Annotated in this window: 15 protein-coding genes; 7 read left to right on the top strand and 8 right to left on the bottom strand. The window is 69.8% G+C overall.

Translation table 11 applies throughout. The annotated features are described in order from the left end of the window. The first annotated feature begins 4 nt into the window (after positions 1–4). Positions 5–2779 (top strand): Hsp70 family protein, encoded by a 2775-nt coding sequence (locus tag U4012_RS04390; RefSeq protein ID WP_321796478.1) that lies wholly within the window; start codon positions 5–7, stop codon positions 2777–2779. A 152-nt stretch (positions 2780–2931) separates the two neighbouring features. On the opposite strand, the gene ctlX is transcribed toward U4012_RS04390, so the two are convergent. Together ctlX and U4012_RS04400 are read right to left on the bottom strand one after the other, a co-directional pair. Continuing rightward, positions 2932–3933, bottom strand: coding sequence for a citrulline utilization hydrolase CtlX (gene ctlX, locus U4012_RS04395; protein ID WP_321796480.1), 1002 nt, complete (start codon positions 3931–3933; stop codon positions 2932–2934). Between the two features lie 58 nt (positions 3934–3991). Further along, on the bottom strand, positions 3992–5071 hold the full coding sequence (locus U4012_RS04400) for an ornithine cyclodeaminase (protein ID WP_321796482.1): 1080 nt from the start codon (positions 5069–5071) through the stop codon (positions 3992–3994). A gap of 296 nt (positions 5072–5367) precedes the next feature. Between U4012_RS04400 and U4012_RS04405 the strand changes: the two genes are divergently transcribed. Next, positions 5368–5799 (top strand): Lrp/AsnC family transcriptional regulator, encoded by a 432-nt coding sequence (locus U4012_RS04405; protein WP_044845386.1) that lies wholly within the window; start codon positions 5368–5370, stop codon positions 5797–5799. Between the two features lie 60 nt (positions 5800–5859). Here U4012_RS04405 and U4012_RS04410 read toward each other — a convergent pair whose 3' ends face one another. Genes U4012_RS04410 through U4012_RS04425 form a run of 4 tightly spaced genes read right to left on the bottom strand, consistent with a single transcriptional unit; the run spans position 5860 to position 9488 of the window. Next, complete coding sequence (locus tag U4012_RS04410; protein WP_124667066.1) at positions 5860–6453, bottom strand: peroxidase-related enzyme; 594 nt, start codon at positions 6451–6453, stop codon at positions 5860–5862. Next, positions 6450–6980: a hypothetical protein gene (locus U4012_RS04415; RefSeq protein ID WP_321796486.1), complete on the bottom strand. Its 531-nt coding sequence runs from the start codon at positions 6978–6980 to the stop codon at positions 6450–6452. Before U4012_RS04415 ends, U4012_RS04410 begins: the two co-directional genes overlap by 4 nt. 46 nt (positions 6981–7026) lie before the next feature. Then, positions 7027–8469: an NAD(P)/FAD-dependent oxidoreductase gene (locus U4012_RS04420; protein ID WP_321796488.1), complete on the bottom strand. Its 1443-nt coding sequence runs from the start codon at positions 8467–8469 to the stop codon at positions 7027–7029. Then, positions 8466–9488: a LysR family transcriptional regulator gene (locus tag U4012_RS04425; protein ID WP_321796490.1), complete on the bottom strand. Its 1023-nt coding sequence runs from the start codon at positions 9486–9488 to the stop codon at positions 8466–8468. The genes U4012_RS04420 and U4012_RS04425 overlap by 4 nt, the downstream gene beginning before the upstream one ends. 355 nt (positions 9489–9843) lie before the next feature. Here U4012_RS04425 and U4012_RS04430 point away from each other — a divergent pair, with 355 nt between their 5' ends. Genes U4012_RS04430 through U4012_RS04445 form a run of 4 tightly spaced genes read left to right on the top strand, consistent with a single transcriptional unit; the run spans position 9844 to position 14519 of the window. After that, complete coding sequence (locus U4012_RS04430) at positions 9844–11037, top strand: ABC transporter substrate-binding protein (RefSeq protein WP_044845382.1); 1194 nt, start codon at positions 9844–9846, stop codon at positions 11035–11037. Between the two features lie 40 nt (positions 11038–11077). Then, positions 11078–12889 carry an ABC transporter permease gene (locus U4012_RS04435; protein ID WP_321796658.1) on the top strand — a complete coding sequence of 604 codons (1812 nt, stop codon included), beginning with the start codon at positions 11078–11080 and terminating at the stop codon, positions 12887–12889. 11 nt (positions 12890–12900) lie between these two features. Then, positions 12901–13758, top strand: coding sequence for an ABC transporter ATP-binding protein (locus U4012_RS04440; RefSeq protein WP_321796492.1), 858 nt, complete (start codon positions 12901–12903; stop codon positions 13756–13758). Continuing rightward, a complete protein-coding gene (locus U4012_RS04445) occupies positions 13755–14519 on the top strand; it encodes an ABC transporter ATP-binding protein (RefSeq protein ID WP_321796494.1) in 765 nt (254 codons plus the stop codon). The genes U4012_RS04440 and U4012_RS04445 overlap by 4 nt, the downstream gene beginning before the upstream one ends. Before the next feature lie 30 nt (positions 14520–14549). Here U4012_RS04445 and U4012_RS04450 read toward each other — a convergent pair whose 3' ends face one another. Both U4012_RS04450 and U4012_RS04455 read right to left on the bottom strand, forming a co-directional pair. Continuing rightward, positions 14550–15971, bottom strand: coding sequence for a sensor histidine kinase (locus U4012_RS04450; protein WP_321796496.1), 1422 nt, complete (start codon positions 15969–15971; stop codon positions 14550–14552). Beyond that, positions 15958–16623, bottom strand: coding sequence for a response regulator transcription factor (locus U4012_RS04455; protein ID WP_044845377.1), 666 nt, complete (start codon positions 16621–16623; stop codon positions 15958–15960). Before U4012_RS04455 ends, U4012_RS04450 begins: the two co-directional genes overlap by 14 nt. Before the next feature lie 236 nt (positions 16624–16859). On the opposite strand from U4012_RS04455, the gene U4012_RS04460 reads away from it, so the two are divergent. Then, positions 16860–17876 (top strand): ABC transporter substrate-binding protein, encoded by a 1017-nt coding sequence (locus tag U4012_RS04460; protein WP_044845401.1) that lies wholly within the window; start codon positions 16860–16862, stop codon positions 17874–17876. Positions 17877–17933 lie beyond the last annotated feature (57 nt).

The raw sequence follows: 17933 nt of genomic DNA on the forward strand, positions 1-17933 counted from the left end.
CGCGATGAAGCGCTATACGGTCGGCATCGACCTCGGCACGAGCAACACGGTCGTCGCATACGTCGAGGCCGGCTCCGACGCGATCCGCGTGTTCGACGTCGAGCAACTGGTCGGCCCCGGCGCGGTGGCGGCGCAGCCGCTGCTGCCGTCGGTGCGTTATCACCCGGCGGCGGGTGAACTGCCGCCGGACGCGCTGCGGTTGCCGTGGACGGCCGATTCGAAGGCAGGTGCGAAGGCTGATCCGAAGGCCAACGCGAATGCGGCCGGTGCACCGCCGGCCGTGATCGGCCGCTATGCGCGCACGCTCGGCGCGCAGGTGCCGGGGCGGCTCGTCACCAGCGCGAAGAGCTGGCTGTCGCACGCGTCGGTCGACCGGCTCGCGGCGATCCTGCCGTGGGGCGCGGCCGACGGCGTCGACAAGGTATCGCCGGTCGACGCGAGCGCGAGCTATCTCGCGCACGTGCGGGCCGCGTGGGATGCGCGTTTTCCCGATGCGCCGCTCGCGAAGCAGGACGTCATTCTGACGGTGCCGGCGTCGTTCGACGACGGCGCCCGCGCGTTGACGGTCGAGGCGGCCAAACGCGCGAAACTGCCGGCGCTGCGCTTGCTGGAAGAACCGCAGGCCGCGTTCTACGACTGGTTGTACGGCCAGCGCGCGACGTTGCGCGACACCTTCGCCGCACCGCGCCGCGTGCTGATCTGCGATGTCGGCGGCGGCACGACCGACCTCACGCTGGTCGACGTCGCGCCGGGCGACGACGGCGAACCGGCCTTCACGCGCGTCGGCGTCGGCAATCACCTGATGCTCGGCGGCGACAACATGGACCTCGCGCTCGCGCGCCTGGTCGAGACCCGGCTGACCGAGCCCGGCACGCGGCTGTCGGCCGCGAGCCTGTCGCAGCTCGTCGAACGCTGCCGCGCGGCGAAGGAGCGGCTGCTCGGCGACGACGCGCCGGCCTCCGTCACCGTGACGCTGCTCGGCGCGGGCAGCAAGCTCGTCGGCGGCGCGCGCTCGGCCGAGCTGACGCGTCAGGAAGTCGAGCAGATCGTCGTCGACGGCTTCTTTCCGCAGGTCGAGGCCGGCGAGCTGCCGCGCCGCGCGCGGGCCGCGATCGTCGAATTCGGCTTGCCGTATGCGAGCGACCCGGCCGTCACGCGCCACGTCGCCGCGTTCCTGAATCGTCATGCGGAAGGCCCGCTGCCCGACACGCTGCTGCTCAACGGCGGCGTGTTCCGCGCGGGGGCGCTGGCCGGCCGTCTCGCGCAGACGCTCGGCGCGTGGCGCGGCGCGCCGCTCGACGTGCTGCACAACGCACATCCGGACGTGGCGGTCGCGCGCGGCGCGGTGGCCTATGGCCTGGCGCGGGCGGGGCATGCGCCGCGCATCGGCGGCGGTTCCGCGCGCAGTTATTTCCTCGTGCTCGACGATGGCGAGGGCGCCACGGCGGCGCGCGGCGTCTGCCTGCTGCCGCGCGGTGCCGAGGAAGGCCGCGAGATCCGGCTCGAGGAACGCACGTTCGCGCTGCAGCTCGGGCAGCCGGTGCGTTTCCACCTCGTGTCGACGGTCGCCGACACTGCTTACCAGCCGGGCGATCTGGTCGAGCTGGACGGCGGCGACTTCGTGCGGCTGCCGCCGATCGCGACGGTCGTCGACGCGAAGGCCGGTAGCGATGCGCGCGAAACGCCGGTGAAACTCACCGCGTCGCTGACCGAGGTCGGCACGCTCGAAATGCACTGCATCGCGACCGACGATGCAGCGCGCCGCTGGCGGCTCGAATTCCAGTTGCGCGGCGATGCGCCCGCGCAAGGCGACGATGCCGCGTTCGCGCGCCATCCGCGCGTCGATCACGCGATCGAGCTGATCGACCGCTCGTTCGGCAGCAAGGCCGCGGACGTTGCGCCGAAGGACACGCGACGGTTGCGCGCGCAACTTGAACAGGTGCTCGGCCCGCGCGACGAGTGGGACGTCGCGCTCGCGCGCGAGCTGTTCGACGCGTTGCTTGCGCGCGCGCGTCGCCGGCGGCGCTCGGCCGATCACGAACGCGCGTGGCTGAACCTCGCCGGCTATTGCCTGCGCCCGGGCTTCGGCCATCCGCTCGATGCGTGGCGCATCGAGCAGCTGTGGCCGCTGTTCGACGACGGGATCCAGTACGTGAACGACGCGCAGGTGTGGTCCGAGTGGTGGACGTTGTGGCGGCGCGTGGCCGGCGGCCTCGACGACGACGCGCAGACGCAGGTGCGCGATGCGATCGCGTTCCTCGAACCGTCCGACGACAAGCGCCGCAAGCTGCCGTTCGACCCGGCCAAGGTCGGCCCGGCCGACATGACGCGCTTGTCGGCATCGCTCGAACGATTGCCGGTCGAGCGCAAGGTGGAACTGGCCGAGCGGTTGATCGTGCAATTGCAGAAGCCGGCCGAGCGCACGCTGTGCGCGTGGGCGCTCGGGCGCATCGGTGCGCGCCGGCCGTTCTACGGCAGCGCGCACAGTGTCGTGCCGGCCGACGTCGCGAACCGCTGGCTCGACGCGCTGTTCGCGCTCGACTGGAAGCAGGTCGAGCCTGCGGCGTTCGCGGTCGCGCAAATCGCGCGGATGACGGGCGACCGCGAACGTGATTTGCCGGATGAAACGCGTGAGGCGGTGATCAAGCGCCTGTCTTCCGCGAATGTGTCGGCCGCGTGGATCGACATGGTGCGCGAGGCGATTGCGTTCGACGAAGCCGACACCGCACGTGTGTTCGGCGAAACGCTGCCGGCCGGGTTGAAGCTGCTGGCGGGGTGAGCCGCGCGGCGGGCTCCGGTATCGTTCGGATGCCGGAGCATTCTGCGGCGTTGACGATGCGGGCCGACGCTCGCCGATTCAATCCCCTTCGAACAAACAGTGGCTTCCGTTGCATCGCATCGGCAGCCATTTGCGCTTTGTGAGCCTGCCGGTCAGATTTGCGGCGTCGTCTCGCGTGGCACTGCGGCCGATTCCACGGCGATCGCATCCGGCGCGGTTGCCCGCCGCGCGAGATGAATCCCCGCGAGCATGCAGCGCACCGAGCCGCCGGCCAGTTCGATCGTCGGCACGTCGAGCGGCAGCAGCCGCGCGGAGCGTTCGATCGTCGCGCGCTGGCCGCCGGTGAGGCAGTCGAACGCGCGCCGCGACAGCGCGAGCACGCGCCCGTCCTTGCCCGACAGCTCCAGCGTATTGCCCGCGAAGTTCGCGATCTGCGCATGATCGAGCGCGATCACGGTGCGGCCCGTTTCGGTCAGGCGTTGAGCGATTTCGTCGCGGCGCCGGCGCTCGGCGATCAGGTCGAGGCCGATCATCGCGAACTCGGTGGCGACGCTCATCATCACGTTCGTGTGATAGATCGGCTTGCCGTTCGCATCGGCCGTGTCGAAGCAGATTGGCTCGAAGTTGAAGTTCGTGCAGAAACGCTCGAGCGCGACCGGATCGGCACGGCGCGAACGCGCGGTGTACGCGATTCGTGCGACGTGGTCGAGCACCATCGCGCCGGTGCCTTCCAGGAACACGTCGTCGTATTCGAGCCCCGAGTAGTCGATCACGTCCTGCACGCGGTATTCCGCTTTTAGCATCTCGACGATGTCCGCGCGTCGCTCGCGGCGGCGGTTCGGGCTATGCATCGGAAACAGCGCGATATGCCCGCCCGGATGGGTCGAGAACCAGTTGTTCGGGAACACGGAGTCGGGCGTGTCGCGCTCGCCGTGATCGTCGAACACGTGCACGCGCACGCCTGCATCGGCGAGTGTGCGCGCGGCGGCCGTGACTTCGTCGCGCGCGGCGGCCGACACCGACAGCGTGTCGTGCGCGCCGCCGACGGCCGTGCGCTGGAACGCGTTGTCGGCCGCGGTCTGCGGATTCGGCAGGAAGCGGTGCGGCCGGATCATCACGACGGCGGCCGGCGCCTGGATCGATACGAGATTCATGAACGTTTGAAGAGACAGGCGGAGAATCGGGCGGCGCGCCGGCCGCCCGGGATGACGATCAGCGTGCGAACGCGGCGACGGCTTCGGTCACGAACGCTGCGTGACCCTGCGCGATCGCGGCCGGATCGTCGATCAGCGCGAACAGGTTCTTCGGATCGACGGCCGGTGGAATCAGCGCGATCTCGACGCCCGCGTTGTGCTGCTGAGCGAGCGCATACAGGTAGCGCAGCGCCGAGTAGTCTTCGAGCGCGAAGCCGACCGAGTCGAACACCGTGATTTCGTCCGCGCGTTCGCGGCCGGTCGTCTCGCCCTGCAGCACGCGCCACAGTTCGGTCACCGGGAAGTCGGCCGGCATCTGCTGGATCTCGCCCTCGATGCGCGACTGCGGCTCGAATTCGACGAACACGCGGCCCGCCTGCAGCACGCCCGCGTCGAGCTCGGTCTTGCCCGGGCAATCGCCGCCGACCGCGTTCAGGTGCATGCCGGGCTCGATCATGTCGGCCGTGACGATCGTCGCATACGCCTTGTCGGCGGTGACGGTCGTCACGATGTCGGCGCCACGCACGGCGTCGGCGGTCGACGCGGCGCGCACGACGCGCAATTCAGGGTAAGCGGCGAGGTTCTTCACGAGCTTGTCGGTCGCGAGCGGATCGACGTCGAACACGCGGATCTCGTCGATGCCGAGCAGCGTATGGAATGCGATCGCCTGGAATTCGCTCTGCGCGCCGTTGCCGATCAGCGCCATCGTGCGCGCGTCGGGGCGGGCGAGCGCCTGCGCGGCCAGCACCGACGTCGCGGCGGTGCGCAACGCGGTGGTCAGCGTGAGTTCGGCGAGCAGCAGCGGGTAGCCGGTGTCGACTTCGGCGAGCGCGCCGAACGCCATCACGGTGTGCATCCCGCGCGCGGCGTTGACGGGGTGGCCGTTCACGTACTTGAACGCGAACAGCGACGCGTTCGCGACGGGCATCAGCTCGATCACGCCGTCGCGCGAGTGGCAGGCGACGCGCGGCGACTTGTCGAAGTCGGCCCAGTGCAGGTAATCGGCGCGCAGCGTGTCGACGAGCGCGCGCAGGAACGGCGTGACGCCGGTCTGGGCGATCAGTCGGGCGGTGGCGGGAACGTCGAGGAAGCGGGTCATCGGTCTGTCTCCATTTTGTTGCCCGGACGCGTGTCCAGGCGCTCTGGTCGGCCGGGGCGGGCGTGTCGGCCCGGGCCCCGGCTCCGTCAAAAGCGGCGTCGCGGCCCATGCGGCCGGTCGATGGAGTCATTATTTCCGTGAGTCGAGCCAACAAAAAGACGGCAAAAATGGCAGATTTCTCGATAGACTTGGCAGATTGCTGGCCGGATATGGCAGTTTGTTCAAATCATGCTGGTCGAAATGCGTGCCGTCCGGCACGCTGGCGGCCGTGTCACGTTCAACAGGAAGGTCCGTTCATGATTACGCTCGACGACGTCGACCGGCAGCTCATCGCGCTGCTGCGCGACAACGCGCGGATGCCCGTCGTCGCCCTTGCGAAGGCGTTGCGCGTCGCGCGCGCGACCGTGCAGAACCGGCTGACGCGGCTGGAGAAGAACGGCGTGATCGTCGGCTATACGGTGCGGCTCAAGCCGGCCGCCGAGCGGCACCGGATCCGCGCGCTGATGTCGATCGCGGTGCAGGGCAATCGCGGCGCGGAAGTGGTGAAGGTGCTGCGCGGGCATCCGAACGTCGCGTCGATCCACAGTACCAACGGGCGCTGGGATCTGGTCGCCGAGCTGCACGCCGATTCGCTCGAGCATTTCGATCGCGTGCTCGGCGCGATCCGGTTGATCGACGGGATCGCGAATACGGAGACGAGCATTCTGTTGTCGACGCACAAGGCGTGACGCGCGGCGGCGCGCGTCGGCCGGTGTGGTCGCCTGCGCCAGCGCCGGCGCGGCGGCGTGTCAGTTGCCCGCTGCGGATTCGGGAAACACCGGTTCGCCCAGCGTCAGCATCAGCCGGTTCGCCCATGCGAAGATCGCGACGGCGTGCGACAGGTCGAGAATTTCTTCGTGGGTGAGCCCTTCGGCTTCGAGCGCGGCGATGTCGCGCTCGTCCACCGTGTCGGGCCGCTCGGTCAGCGCGACCGCATAGCGGATGATCGCGCGTTCGCGCGCGGTCGTGCCGGCTGTCGACGGATCGTCGAACACCTGGTCGATCGCATCGGTGCGTTTCGCGAGCTGCGCGAAGCGCTGCGCATGCACCGATGCGCAATACACGCAGCCGTTCACGCGCGACACGGCCGTGCTTGCCAGCTCGCGTTCCGCGCGCGACAGTCCGCCCGGACCATACATGATCGCGTTGAACACGCCGGAACGCTGCCGCAGGATGTCGGGCAGGTGGACGAGCAGCAGGTAGTAGTCCGACGTTTTCGCTTGCGGATGGCTCGCTTCGAGCACCGCGAGCTGGTCGGCCGTGGCGCGTTCGAGCGGCACCGTGTCGAGCCATGCACGCCAGCCGAGCGTGGCGGACGTGAAACCGTGCGTGGCCATCGTCATGCGGCCTCCCGGGCGGCACGCGCCTGCAACGCTTGCGCCGCTGCCGCGACACGCAGCTGATACGAGACGAAGGCGACGAGCTGCGACAGCGCGACGATCGCGGGTGTCGTGAACCCGGCCGACTTCAGTGCGTCGAGATCGGACGGGCGTGCGTCGGCGGGCGAGCGCGTCAGGCGCCGCGCATGCGCGAGGAGCGCGCCGAGGCGCGTGGGCAGTGCGTCGAACGCATCGGCGTCCGCGCGGGCGATGTCGTCGGGCGTGCCGCCTGCATCGATCAGTCGTGTTTGGTAGACCGCGGCCAGTGCGTGCGCATTCGAGCGCTGCGCGACATAGCGTGCCGCATGCAATCGTTCGATCAACGAAAGATCGGGCAGCGCGGTGTCGAACAACGCGGCTTCGCTGAGCCGCGTATGGAGCAGCACCTTGTCGCGTGCGCGACGCAGCGTGGCCACGGCATCGCCTTCGCGCAGGCCGGCGACGGCGTCGATCGTATCCGGCGCGGCGGCCGGCGGGATGGGTTCGGTCATCGTGATGGATTCCAGTCGTCGTGAGTAGCGTGGATCGCGGCGGCGCTCATGCGTCGGCGTCGCGCCATTCGTCGCCCTGCAGCTCCGCGGTCGCGAATGCGACGAGCGCGTCGTAGTGGCGGTCGCGATCGGCGTCGAACAGCCGGCTCGCGATGCCGCGTGCGAGCCGCTCGGCGCCCGCGCTGATCGCGGGGATGTCGCCCGACAGCTTGCCGTGGCTAAGGCTCGCCGCATGGTTGAAGCAATGGATGCGCGTGACGGCCGGGCAGGCGCCGCGCTCGCGTTCCTGGAACGCGAACGCGGGGCCGAGATCGGGCGACTCGGCGAGCTCGTCGAGCCATGTGCCCGGTTCCGGTTGATAGCGATCCTTCCAGCGCCGCACATGCGGCCCGAACGACGCGAATTCCGCGCGTGTCGTCCAGTCGGAATGAAAGCCCGTCGCGAAGATCAGGAAGTCGACCGTGTAGCGGCCGCGCGGCGTGACGACGTCGAGGCCGTCCGCGTGTTCGACCAGCGTTTCGATCGGGCTGGCTGCATGGAAGTGTGCGTGAGCATGCCGCGACACGCGCAGCACGCTGTCGCGCGGCGGCGGTGTCTGCGACGTCAGCGCGTAGTGCATGAAGCGCCACTTCGTCGCATCGTCGAGGTCGGCATAACCGTGCACGAGGCCCGGGCTGCCGATGCCCGTCAGCTTGTTGATGCGCGGAATGTCCGCGCGACGGAAGAACAGGTCGACGCGCGCGGCGCCCGCTTCGAGCGCGGTGCCCGCATTGTCGAACGCGGACGCGCCCGCGCCGACCACGCCGACGCGCTTGCCGGCGAGCGAAGCGAAATCGATCGGCTCGGACGAATGGGCCCAACGCGTGCGCGGCGCGCGTTGCGCGACGGGCGGCACGTACGGGCCGCCGAGCCCGTCGCGGCCGGTCGCCAGCACGACGTGTCGCGCGAGCACGGTCCGCGCGTGGCCGTTCGCGCGCAGGTCGAGCGCGAGCAGGCCGTCGTCGCGCGGACGCAGTGCCACGAGCGCGGTGTCGTTGCGCACCGGCAGGTCGAGCACGCGGCGATACCAGCGCAGGTATTCCATCCATTGCGTGCGCGGAATCTTGTAGAGCGCATCCCACGCGTCGCGGCCGTATCGTGCTTCGAACCACGCGCGGAACGTCAGCGCGGGCAGGCCGAGCGCGGGGCCGGTGAGCTGCTTCGGCGAGCGCAGCGTCTCCATCCGCGCGAACGTGATCCACGGGCCTTCGTAGCCGGCCGGTGCGCGGTCGATCACGCACTGGTTGTCGATGCCGAGCAGGCGCAGTTCGGCGGATGCCGCGAGCCCCGCCATTCCGCCGCCGACGATCGCGACGTCGAGCACGCGCGTGCCGTCGACGTCGCGCGGCGGCACCCACGATGGCGCGGGCAGGTCGAGCCAGCGCAGGTCCTGGGCGAGGCGGGCTTCGAGTGCATCGAGCGTGTCGGGTGTGTCGGGCGTCGCCGTCATGCGGCCTCCGGGCGGGTACCGCGTGTGCGTGCGGTTCGTGTGGCGCGCGTCGCGCGAGGCGGGCGATCGATGCGCAACCGGTCGCCTCGCAGCAGCGCGTCGTGCACGGATGCATCGTGAAAGGTCACGTCGTCGAGCAGCGCTTGCGTCGTGTTCTGCAGCGCGTCGAGCAGCGCCTCGACGGCGGCCGTGCGCGTCTTGCCGGCGGGCGTCGCGACACCGAACGCGAACGGGATGTCGACATCGAGCGGTCGTGCGACGACGCCGTCCACCGGCAGTGCCACGCCGGTCGCCGGGTCGACGATGCCGATCCCGACGCCCGCGCGCGCGGCCATCACCGCGTTCAGCGATGCATTGGTCTCGATGAACACGTGCGCGTCGACGCGTGCGGCCGCGAATGCCGCATCGATCCGCTGGCGCAGCCGGTGCCGGTTCGCGACCGTCACGATGCGGCGGCCCGCGAGATCGCGCAGCGCGATGCGCGGCTTGCCCGCGAGCGGATCGTCGGCCGGCAGCACGGCGACGCAGGGCGTTTGCGCGATCCAGTGCACGTCGAGCCCCGCATGCGCCATCGGCAGCGTGACGACGCCGATATCGGCCGTGCCGGCGAGCACTTCGTGCACGACGTGTTCGGCCGACTCGCTGCGCAACTGGTAGTGCGGCGCGTGCGCGCCGTCGGGCAGTGCGGCGAGCGCGGCCGGCACGAGCGTGGCCGCGAGTGAAGGCGTGGCCGCGATGCGCACGGGTTCGGCGGTTTCTTCGCCGAGTGCGCGCGCCCGCGCTTCGATCGCGCGCAGGCCGACGAGCGAGCGTTCGACTTCCTCGTAGAGCAGGAATGCACGGCGCGTCGGCGTGACGCGCGGGCCGTGCCGGTCGAACAGCGCATAGCCGAGATCGGCTTCGAGCTCCTGGATCTGCCGCGTGACGGCCGGCTGCGAGCGGCCGAGCAGTTCGCCCGCGCCGGTCACGCTGCCGGCCGACATGACCGCGGAAAAGGCTTCGAGTTGATGCAACTCCATGACGCGTTCCGATGATGCGATTTGCGCATTGTAGGAGTGCGAGCATGCACGATTCATATAATGATTTTTGCTATCGACAGTGCCAAACATGCGAAGCGCACGCGCGCCGGGACGACGCGCCGTGCATGCATGCGCGTCGGCCGGCAGCGATGCTCAACGGCAAACGTCAATCGAATCAATGCGCTGCAACGCATGCCGATGCGTCGCGCGAGGCGCGCCGTGCAGGAGACCGTGGCAGTGACGTTGCGCTTCGCGTCGCGCACGATATCGATATGCGCAAAACTTCGTTGGAACGCCCTGAACCGGATGGTTACATGCCCTCACTCTTTTCGACTGACTGAAGCTGGGGGGACGCATGAACGTTTCGGGGAACGACGCACGCGGCGCATGGCGGCGCGTGCTGGGCACGGTGGCGGCACTGGCTGCCGCATGGGGCTTGTCGACGGGCGGCGCGCTCGCGGCGGGCGTGTCCGGCGAGCCGGTGGTGATCGGCGTGAGCGGGCCGCTCACCGGGCAGGACGCGCAATACGGCGAACAATGGAAGCGCGGCTTCGATCTCGCGCTCGACGAGATCAACGGCGGCGGCGGCATCCATGGCCGGCCGCTCGCGGTCGACTTCCAGGACAGCCGCAGCGATCCGCGTCAGGCGGTGGCGATCGCGCAGAAATTCGTCGCGGACCCGCGCATCGTGATCGAGCTCGGCGACTTTTCCAGCGCGACGTCGATGGCCGCGTCGCCGATCTACCAGCGCGGGCAGCTGATCCAGTTCGGCTTCACGAACTCCCATCCGGATTTCACGAAGGGCGGCGACTACCTGTGGAGCACCGCGCTGAGCCAGGCCGAGGAGCAGCCGCTGCTCGCGCGCTACGCGGTGAAGGAACTCGGCTTCAAGCGGATCGCGGTGCTGTACCTGAACACCGACTGGGGCCGCACCAGCAAGGACATCTTCGCGAAGGCGGTGACGGGGCTCGGCGCGCAGGTCGTCGCGGCCGAAGGCTACCAGCCGGCGGAGAAGGATTTCCGCTCGACGCTCGTGCGGATCGGCGCGTCGAAGCCCGATTCCATCGTGCTGATTTCCTACTACGCGGACGGCGCGCAGATCGTGCGGCAGGCGCGCACGTCGGGGCTCACGCTGCCGATCGCGGCGGTCGGCTCCGTGTATTCGCCGAAGTTCCTCGAACTCGGCGGCACGGCCGTCGAAGGCGTCTATACGGAATCGAACTTCTTCCCGGCCGAACCGCGCCCGGAGGTGCAGGCGTTCGTGCAGCGCTATCGCGCGAAATTCCATGCTGATCCCGATTCGTTCGTCGCGCGTGCATACGATGCGCTGATCCTGTCGGCCGAGGTGCTGCGCCGCTACGGCGTGACGCGCCAGGCCGCGCACGACGGCTTCGAGAAAGTGAGCGACGTGCCGAGCGTGATCTTCGGCAAGGTGCGTTTCGATCCGCAGACGCGCCGCGTCGCGGGCGCACGCACCGTGTATCTCGTCGTGAAGCAGGGGCAGTGGGCGCTGTGGGACGGCGCGAAGCCGCAGCTCGCGGCGCGCTGACCCCGATCCGGAACCGCATGCAAATGACGGACGCATCGTGATGGCTTCCTGGCTCGACTACACGCTCAACGGCCTCATCGTCGGCAACATCTACGCGCTGCTCGCGGTGGGGCTCGCGCTGATCTTCGGCGTGTCGCACCTGATCAACTTCGCGCACGGCTCGGTCTACATGGTCGGCGCCTTCATCGGCTGGCTGTGCCTGACGCGCTTCGGCTTGCCGCTGCCGGCCGCGCTCGCGGCGGTCGTCGTCGGCTGCGGCGCGCTCGGCATCGCGATCGAGCGGGTCGGGCTGCGGCCGTTGCGCCACGCCGCGCGCATCGCGCCGCTGCTCGCGACGATCGGCATCAGCTTCATCCTCGACCAGCTCGCGCAACTCGCGTTCGGCGCGGACCCGCGTGCGGTGCCGACGCCGCTGCCCGACTGGCACCTGCGGATCGCCGGCGCGACGCTCGGTGCGCTCGACCTGCTGATCGCCGGCATCGGCCTCGCGGCGGCCGCGCTGCTGTACGGCTTCCTGCGCTTCACGCGGCTCGGCTGGGCCGTGCGCGCGACCGCGCAGGATCGCGACGCGGCGCTGCAGATGGGCGTCGACGTCGACCGCGTGAACCAGACGGTGTTCGCGATCGCGTGCGCGCTCGGCGGTGTCAGCGGACTGCTGGTCGGCATGTACTACAACAGCATCGATCCGGCGATGGGCTTCCAGGCGACGCTGAAGGGCGTCGTCGCGCTGCTGATCGGCGGGCTCGGCAACGTGCCCGGCGCGATCGCCGGCAGCCTGCTGCTCGGCCTCGTCGAAAGCTACGGCGTCGCGCTGTTCGGCACCAGCTATCGCGACCTGTTCGCGTTCGGGCTGCTGATCGTGTTCCTCGTGTGGCGGCCGAACGGCCTGTTCAGCGGGAAGCGCGCGCTGCCGCCGGAGCCGATGACGGGCACCTTCCTCGCGGCCGCGAAAGCCGTGCGCGTGCCACGCCCGGTGCTCGTCGTGCTGATCGTGGCGGCGGCCGTGCTGCCGTGGTTCGGTGCATCGCCTTATGTGCTGCAGACGCTGACCAACGCGTGGCTGTACGGGCTGCTCGCGCTGAGCCTCACGCTCGTCGCGGGCACGGTCGGGCAGATCTCGCTCGGCCACGCCGCGCTGCTCGTGATCGGTGCGTATGCGTCGGCGCTGCTGTCGTCGGATCTCGGCTGGTCGCCGGCCGTGACGATTCCGTGCGCGGGCGCGATCACCGCCGTGCTCGGCACGTTGCTCGTCTATCCGGCGTTCCGGCTGCGCGGGCACTACGTATCGATCGCGACACTCGGGATCGGCGAAGTGGTGAGCCTCGTGATCCTGAACTGGGACGGCCTCACGCGCGGCCCGCTCGGCATCACCGGCATCGCGCCGCTGCCGTGGGCGACGACCGCGCGCGCCGCGTACTGGTTCACGCTCGCCGTGCTCGTCGCGTTCGCGCTCGTGCAGGTGCGGCTGCTGCGCTCGCATCTCGGCCGCACGCTGCGCGCGGTGCGCGAGGACGACGTCGCCGCGCGCGCGCACGGCATCGCGCCGAACCGCTACAAGGCGATCGCGTTCGCGGTCGGCGGCGTCGCGGCCGGCGTGAGCGGCGGCATCGCCGCGCACCTGTACAGCTACATCAATCACCAGACCTTCGATTCGCAGGTGTCGATCCTCGCGCTGACGATGGTGATCCTCGGCGGGCTCGGCAACGTGCTCGGCGGCGTCGTCGGCGCGATCGCGCTGATCGGGCTGCCCGAGCTGTTCCGCTGGGCGGCCGACTACCGGATGCTGATCTACGGCCTCGTGCTGCTGCTGCTCGTCCGGTTCCGGCCGCAGGGCCTGCTCGGTACGGTATGAGGAGGATTGCGATGACCACCACTCGACCCTTGCTCGACGTACGGGGTTTGACGCGCCGCTTCGACGGCGTGACCGCGCTCGACGCGGCAAGCCTGACGCTCGCCGACGGCGAGCTGCTGAGCGTGATCGGCCCGAACGGCGCGGGCAAGTCGACGCTGTTCAACCTGATCGCGGGCGCGGACCGCCCCGATGCCGGCAGCGTGACGTTCGACGGCCGCGACATCACCGGCACGCCGCCGGAACGGCTCGCGGCGCTCGGCATCGCGCGCACGTTCCAGCACGGCCGCGTGTTCGGCAACCTGAGCGTGCTCGACAACGTGCTGATCGGCGCGCACGCGCGGTTGCGCGCGGCGCGGCCGGGCTGGCCGGCGCTCGGCGCGGCGGCCGAGGTGTGGCGCGCGCTCGTGCGGCCCGCGTCGGTGCGGCGCGAGGAAGCGGCGCTGCGTGACGAGGCGCGCGACATCATCGCCGGGTTCGGCGAGCGGCTCACGCCGCGCATCGATCATCCGGCGCACAGCCTGTCGTATGCGAACCGGCGGCGCGTGGAGATCGGCCGCGCGCTCGCGCTGCATCCGCGCCTGCTGCTGCTCGACGAGCCGACCGCCGGGATGAACGAGACCGAGACCGCCGAGATGCTGCAACTGATCCAGTCGCTGAAGACGCGCGGCCTGACGATCCTGCTGATCGAGCACAAGCTCGAACTCGTGATGCGCGTGTCCGACCGCGTGATGGTGCTCGACAACGGCGTGAAGATCGCCGAAGGCGCGCCACGCGACGTGCGGCACGATCCGCGCGTGATCGAGGCTTATCTCGGTCGCCGCCATGCAGGCGGCACGACGGCCGAGCGCACCGTGCAGGCGGCCGCATGAGCGCACCTTCTTCCGGACCCGACACGACCATGACCGACGCGCTGCTGAAACTCGAACACCTCGACACGTTCTACGGCCCGGTGCAGGTGCATTTCGACGTGAACGTCGAAGTCGGCCGCGGGCAGATCGTCAGCCTGCTCGGCGGCAACGCGAGCGGCAAGTCCACGACGATGAAGCTGATTCTCGGGCTGATGCGGCCGCGTCGCGGCGTCGTGCGTTTCGATGGCGACGACGTGACCGCGCTCGCGACGCCGCAGCGCGTGCGGCGCGGGATCGCGGCCGTGCCCGAGGCGCGGCGGCTGTTCGGCGACATGAGCGTGCGCGAGAACCTGCTGATGGGCGCCTATACGCGCGGCGATCGTGCGGCAGTAGCCGACGACTACGCGCGCGTGCTCGAACTGTTTCCGCGCGTGCGCGAGCGGCTCGCGCAGCGCGCGGGCACGCTGTCGGGCGGCGAGCAGCAGATGCTCGCGATGGCGCGCGCGCTGATGGCGCGGCCGAAGCTGATCTGCATGGACGAGCCGACGATGGGGTTGTCGCCGCTCTACGTCGACAAGGTGCTGGAACTGATCGACACGATCAACCGGCAGGGCGTGACGGTGTTCATGGTCGAGCAGAACGCGAGCCTCGCGCTGGAGATCGCGCATTACGGATACGTGCTGCAGACGGGGCGCGTCGTGCTCGAAGGGCCCGCGAAAACGCTGCTCGACGACGAACGCGTGCGTGATGCGTATCTCGGCGGGGAGGCGGTCGCGGCGTAGTCGACGGAAGGGGCGCCGCGTCCCGCCGATTCATGCGTGACCGGCGTGCGCCGTTGCCGGCCGCGGAAACGTCAGCACCACCGCAAACCCGCCCGCATCGGGAAATGCGAACCCGACGCGCCCGCCGTGCGCCTTCATCACTTCCTGCACGATCGCGAGCCCGAGCCCCGACCCGGTGCGGCGTTCGCTGCCGTCCGGCGCGATCCGCACGAACGGCTGCAAGGCTGCGTCCCAATGCTCGCGCGGAATGCCGCGCCCGTTGTCGGTGACGGTCAGCGTCACCGCCCGATCCGCGTTGCCCGCGGTGGCGACCGACACGACGATATCGTCCGCATGCCCGTGCAGCAGCGCGTTGTGCAGCACGTTCGACAATGCCTCCTGCAGACTGATTGCATCGCCGTCGATCCACGCATGCGGCGCGTCGCTCGCGAACGCGACGGCCACGTCGCGCGCGTCCGCAAGCGGAATCGTGCGGCCGAGCACGTCCTTCGCGAGCGCGACGAGATCGACGGGCTGCAGCGGCACGACCTCGGTGCGATGAATCACCATCGCATGATTGAGCAACTGCCCGGTGAGCCGCCCGACGTCCGAGCAGGTCGCGCGCAACGCATCGAGCCGCGCCGCATGACGCGCGGGATCGGCTTCGCCGTCGAGCAGTTCGATCTGCGCGTCGAGCCGCGCGAGCGGCGTGCGCATCTGGTGCGCGGCGTCGGCGATGAAACGCTGCATCGCGTTGATCCGCTCGGCGAGCCGCCGCATCAGCCCGTTGATCGACCCGATGATCGCGTCGATCTCGCTCGGCGTGTCGACGGCCACCGGCCGCAGGTCGGCCGGGTCGCGCGCGGCGATGATCGTGCCGATCTGCGCGAGCGGGCGCAGCCCGCGCCGGATCGCGAGGCCGCTCGCGCCGATCGCGAGCACGCTCATCAGCAGGATCAGCGTCCACACCTTGATGCTCATGTCGTTCGTCAGCTGTTGCCGCGCATTGGTTGTCTGCGCAACCGTCACGAGCGCCCAGCCCGGCGTGCTTTCCTCCGGCATGTAGCGCGCGATGGTCGCGGTGCGGATCCGGTGCCCCTGGTAGACGGCGTTCGCGAACGACGGGCCCTGTTTCGCGGCCGCGAGCGTCGCGGGGCTCGCGAGATCGTTGTAGCCGGCCACGACGACGCCGCGCGAATCGACCACCTTGTAGTAGACGAGGTCGTAGCGCGACAGCGTCGACAGCGCGGCGACGGGCGGGTTCAGCGCGAGCACGCCGCCTTGCACGTACAGGTTCTCCGCGACCTGGATCGACGCGCCGGCGAGCAGCTGGTCGTACGCGCGCTCGGCCGCGACGCCCGCGTAATAGCGCGCGATCGCGGCCAGCGCGAGCGCGCCGGTCGCGACGACGAGCGCGATGAACAGCAGCGTGCGCCCGAACAGCGTCTTCGGAAACCAGTCAGTGCGCGGCAATCTGATACCCCATCCCGCGTGCGGTGCGAATCTCGACCGAGCTGCCCTGCAGCTTCCTGCGCACGCGCGTCACGTATTGCTCGACCGCGTTCGCGGTCGGCTCGTTGCCGAAGCTGAACAGCTGGTTCAGCAGTTCGTCCTTCGAGAAGATCCGCTGCGGACGGCTCGCGAGGATCTCCAGCAGCGCGAATTCCTGGCGCGACAGCGACAGCGGCCGGCCGTCGAGTTCGGCAAGCCGGCTGCTGCGGTCGATCACGAGACCGCCGAGCGTCAGCACGTCGTTCGCATGGCCGCTGTTGCGGCGCAGCAGCGCCTGGACGCGCGCATCGAGCTCGCGGTAGTCGAACGGCTTCACGAGATAGTCGTCGGCGCCGAGGCCGAGGCCGCTCACGCGGTCGTCGATCGCCGAGCGCGCGGTGACGAGCAGCACCGGCGTCGTGCTGCCCGACGCGCGCAGGTTGCGCAGCACCGCGAAGCCGTCGAGGCCGGGCAGGTTCGCATCGAGCACGACGAGGTCGAAGCGCTCGACGCGCAGCAGGCCGTTCGCGGTCGAGCCGTCGGTTTCGAGATCGACGGCATGCCCGAGCCGCGCGAGGCGGCTGCGGATCGCCGCGCCGATTTCGGCATCGTCCTCCACGACGAGAATGCGCATGGTGCCGTTTGCAGGGTGAGGGGTTAGGGGTTTTCCCGGGGGCGGGATGTCAGTATTTTCTCAGACTCGCTCGATAACCTGTGTTCAGCCGGAGCAAGCGACGACGGCATTAATACCAGAGGAGACGGCAACATGCAGCATGTCACGGGCACGACGAAGGCACGGCCGGATGCACGGCGTAGCCTGACGCCGGCTGCCGCGTTGCCGCTGGTCGCGCGCCGCATGGAGGCATGCGCATGAAGACGTCGCCGCGCCGCCGCGCGTTGCTCGCCGCCGGCCTCGGCATGCTTGCCGCACCGTCGCTGGTGCGCGCGAAGCCGCGCACGGTGCGGATCTCGAAAGGCTATGGCGTGTTGTACCTGCCGCTGCTCGTGATGGAGAAGCAGCGCCTGTTCGAGCGGCATGCGGCGCGGCATGGCCTGCGCGACGTCGCGGTCGACTGGGTGCTGCTCGACGGCGGCAATTCCGTCAACGACGCGATGATGGCCGGCACGCTCGATTTCGCGGGTGCCGGCGCGCCGGGCTTCATCGAGCTGTGGGCGCGGGCGCGCGGGATTCCGAACGTCGAGGTGATCGGCATCAGCGGATTGTCCACGACATCGCTGTCGCTCAATGCGAACCGTCCGGGCCTGACGTCGCTGCGCGACTTCACGCCGTCCGACCGGATCGCGGTGCCGGGCATCCGCACGTCGCTGTCGGCGGTCGTGCTGCAGATGGTCGCGAGCCGGCAGCTCGGCGCGCGGCATTTCGCGCAGCTCGACTCGATCACCGTGAACCTGCCGCATCCGCAGGCGATGCAGGCGCTGATCCGCCGCGAGAACGGCGTCACCGCGCACTTCACGTCGCCGCCGTTCTCGACCCTCGAATTGCGGCAACCGGGCATTCATCGCGTCGTGAATTCGGTCGACGTGCTCGGCCCGCTGACGCTCGACGTCGTGTTCGCGCCGAAGCGGCTCGTCGATACGGAGCCCGCGCTGGCCGCGGCGTTTCTCGGCGCGCTCGACGAAGCGAACCGCCTGATCGCGCAGGACCCGCGCGCGGCGGCCGCGCTGTATGCGGCGTCGTCGGGCGTCGCCGTGTCGCACGACGATGTGATGCAGATGCTCGCCGCGCCTGACACGCGTTTCTCGGTGCGGCCGAACCAGCTGATGGACTACGTCGAATTCCTGTATCTCGCCGGCACGATCAAGGCGAAGCCGCGCGCGTGGCACGAGATGTTCGCGCCGATGCTCGACGACTACCGGACCGGCTGACGACGGCGGCCATCCGTTCCCGGATCCCGATTTCACCGAACCCCACCGCGCCCGCGC

Source organism: Burkholderia sp. BCC1988 (genome assembly GCF_905339895.1).
Classification (GTDB): Bacteria; Pseudomonadota; Gammaproteobacteria; order Burkholderiales; family Burkholderiaceae; genus Burkholderia.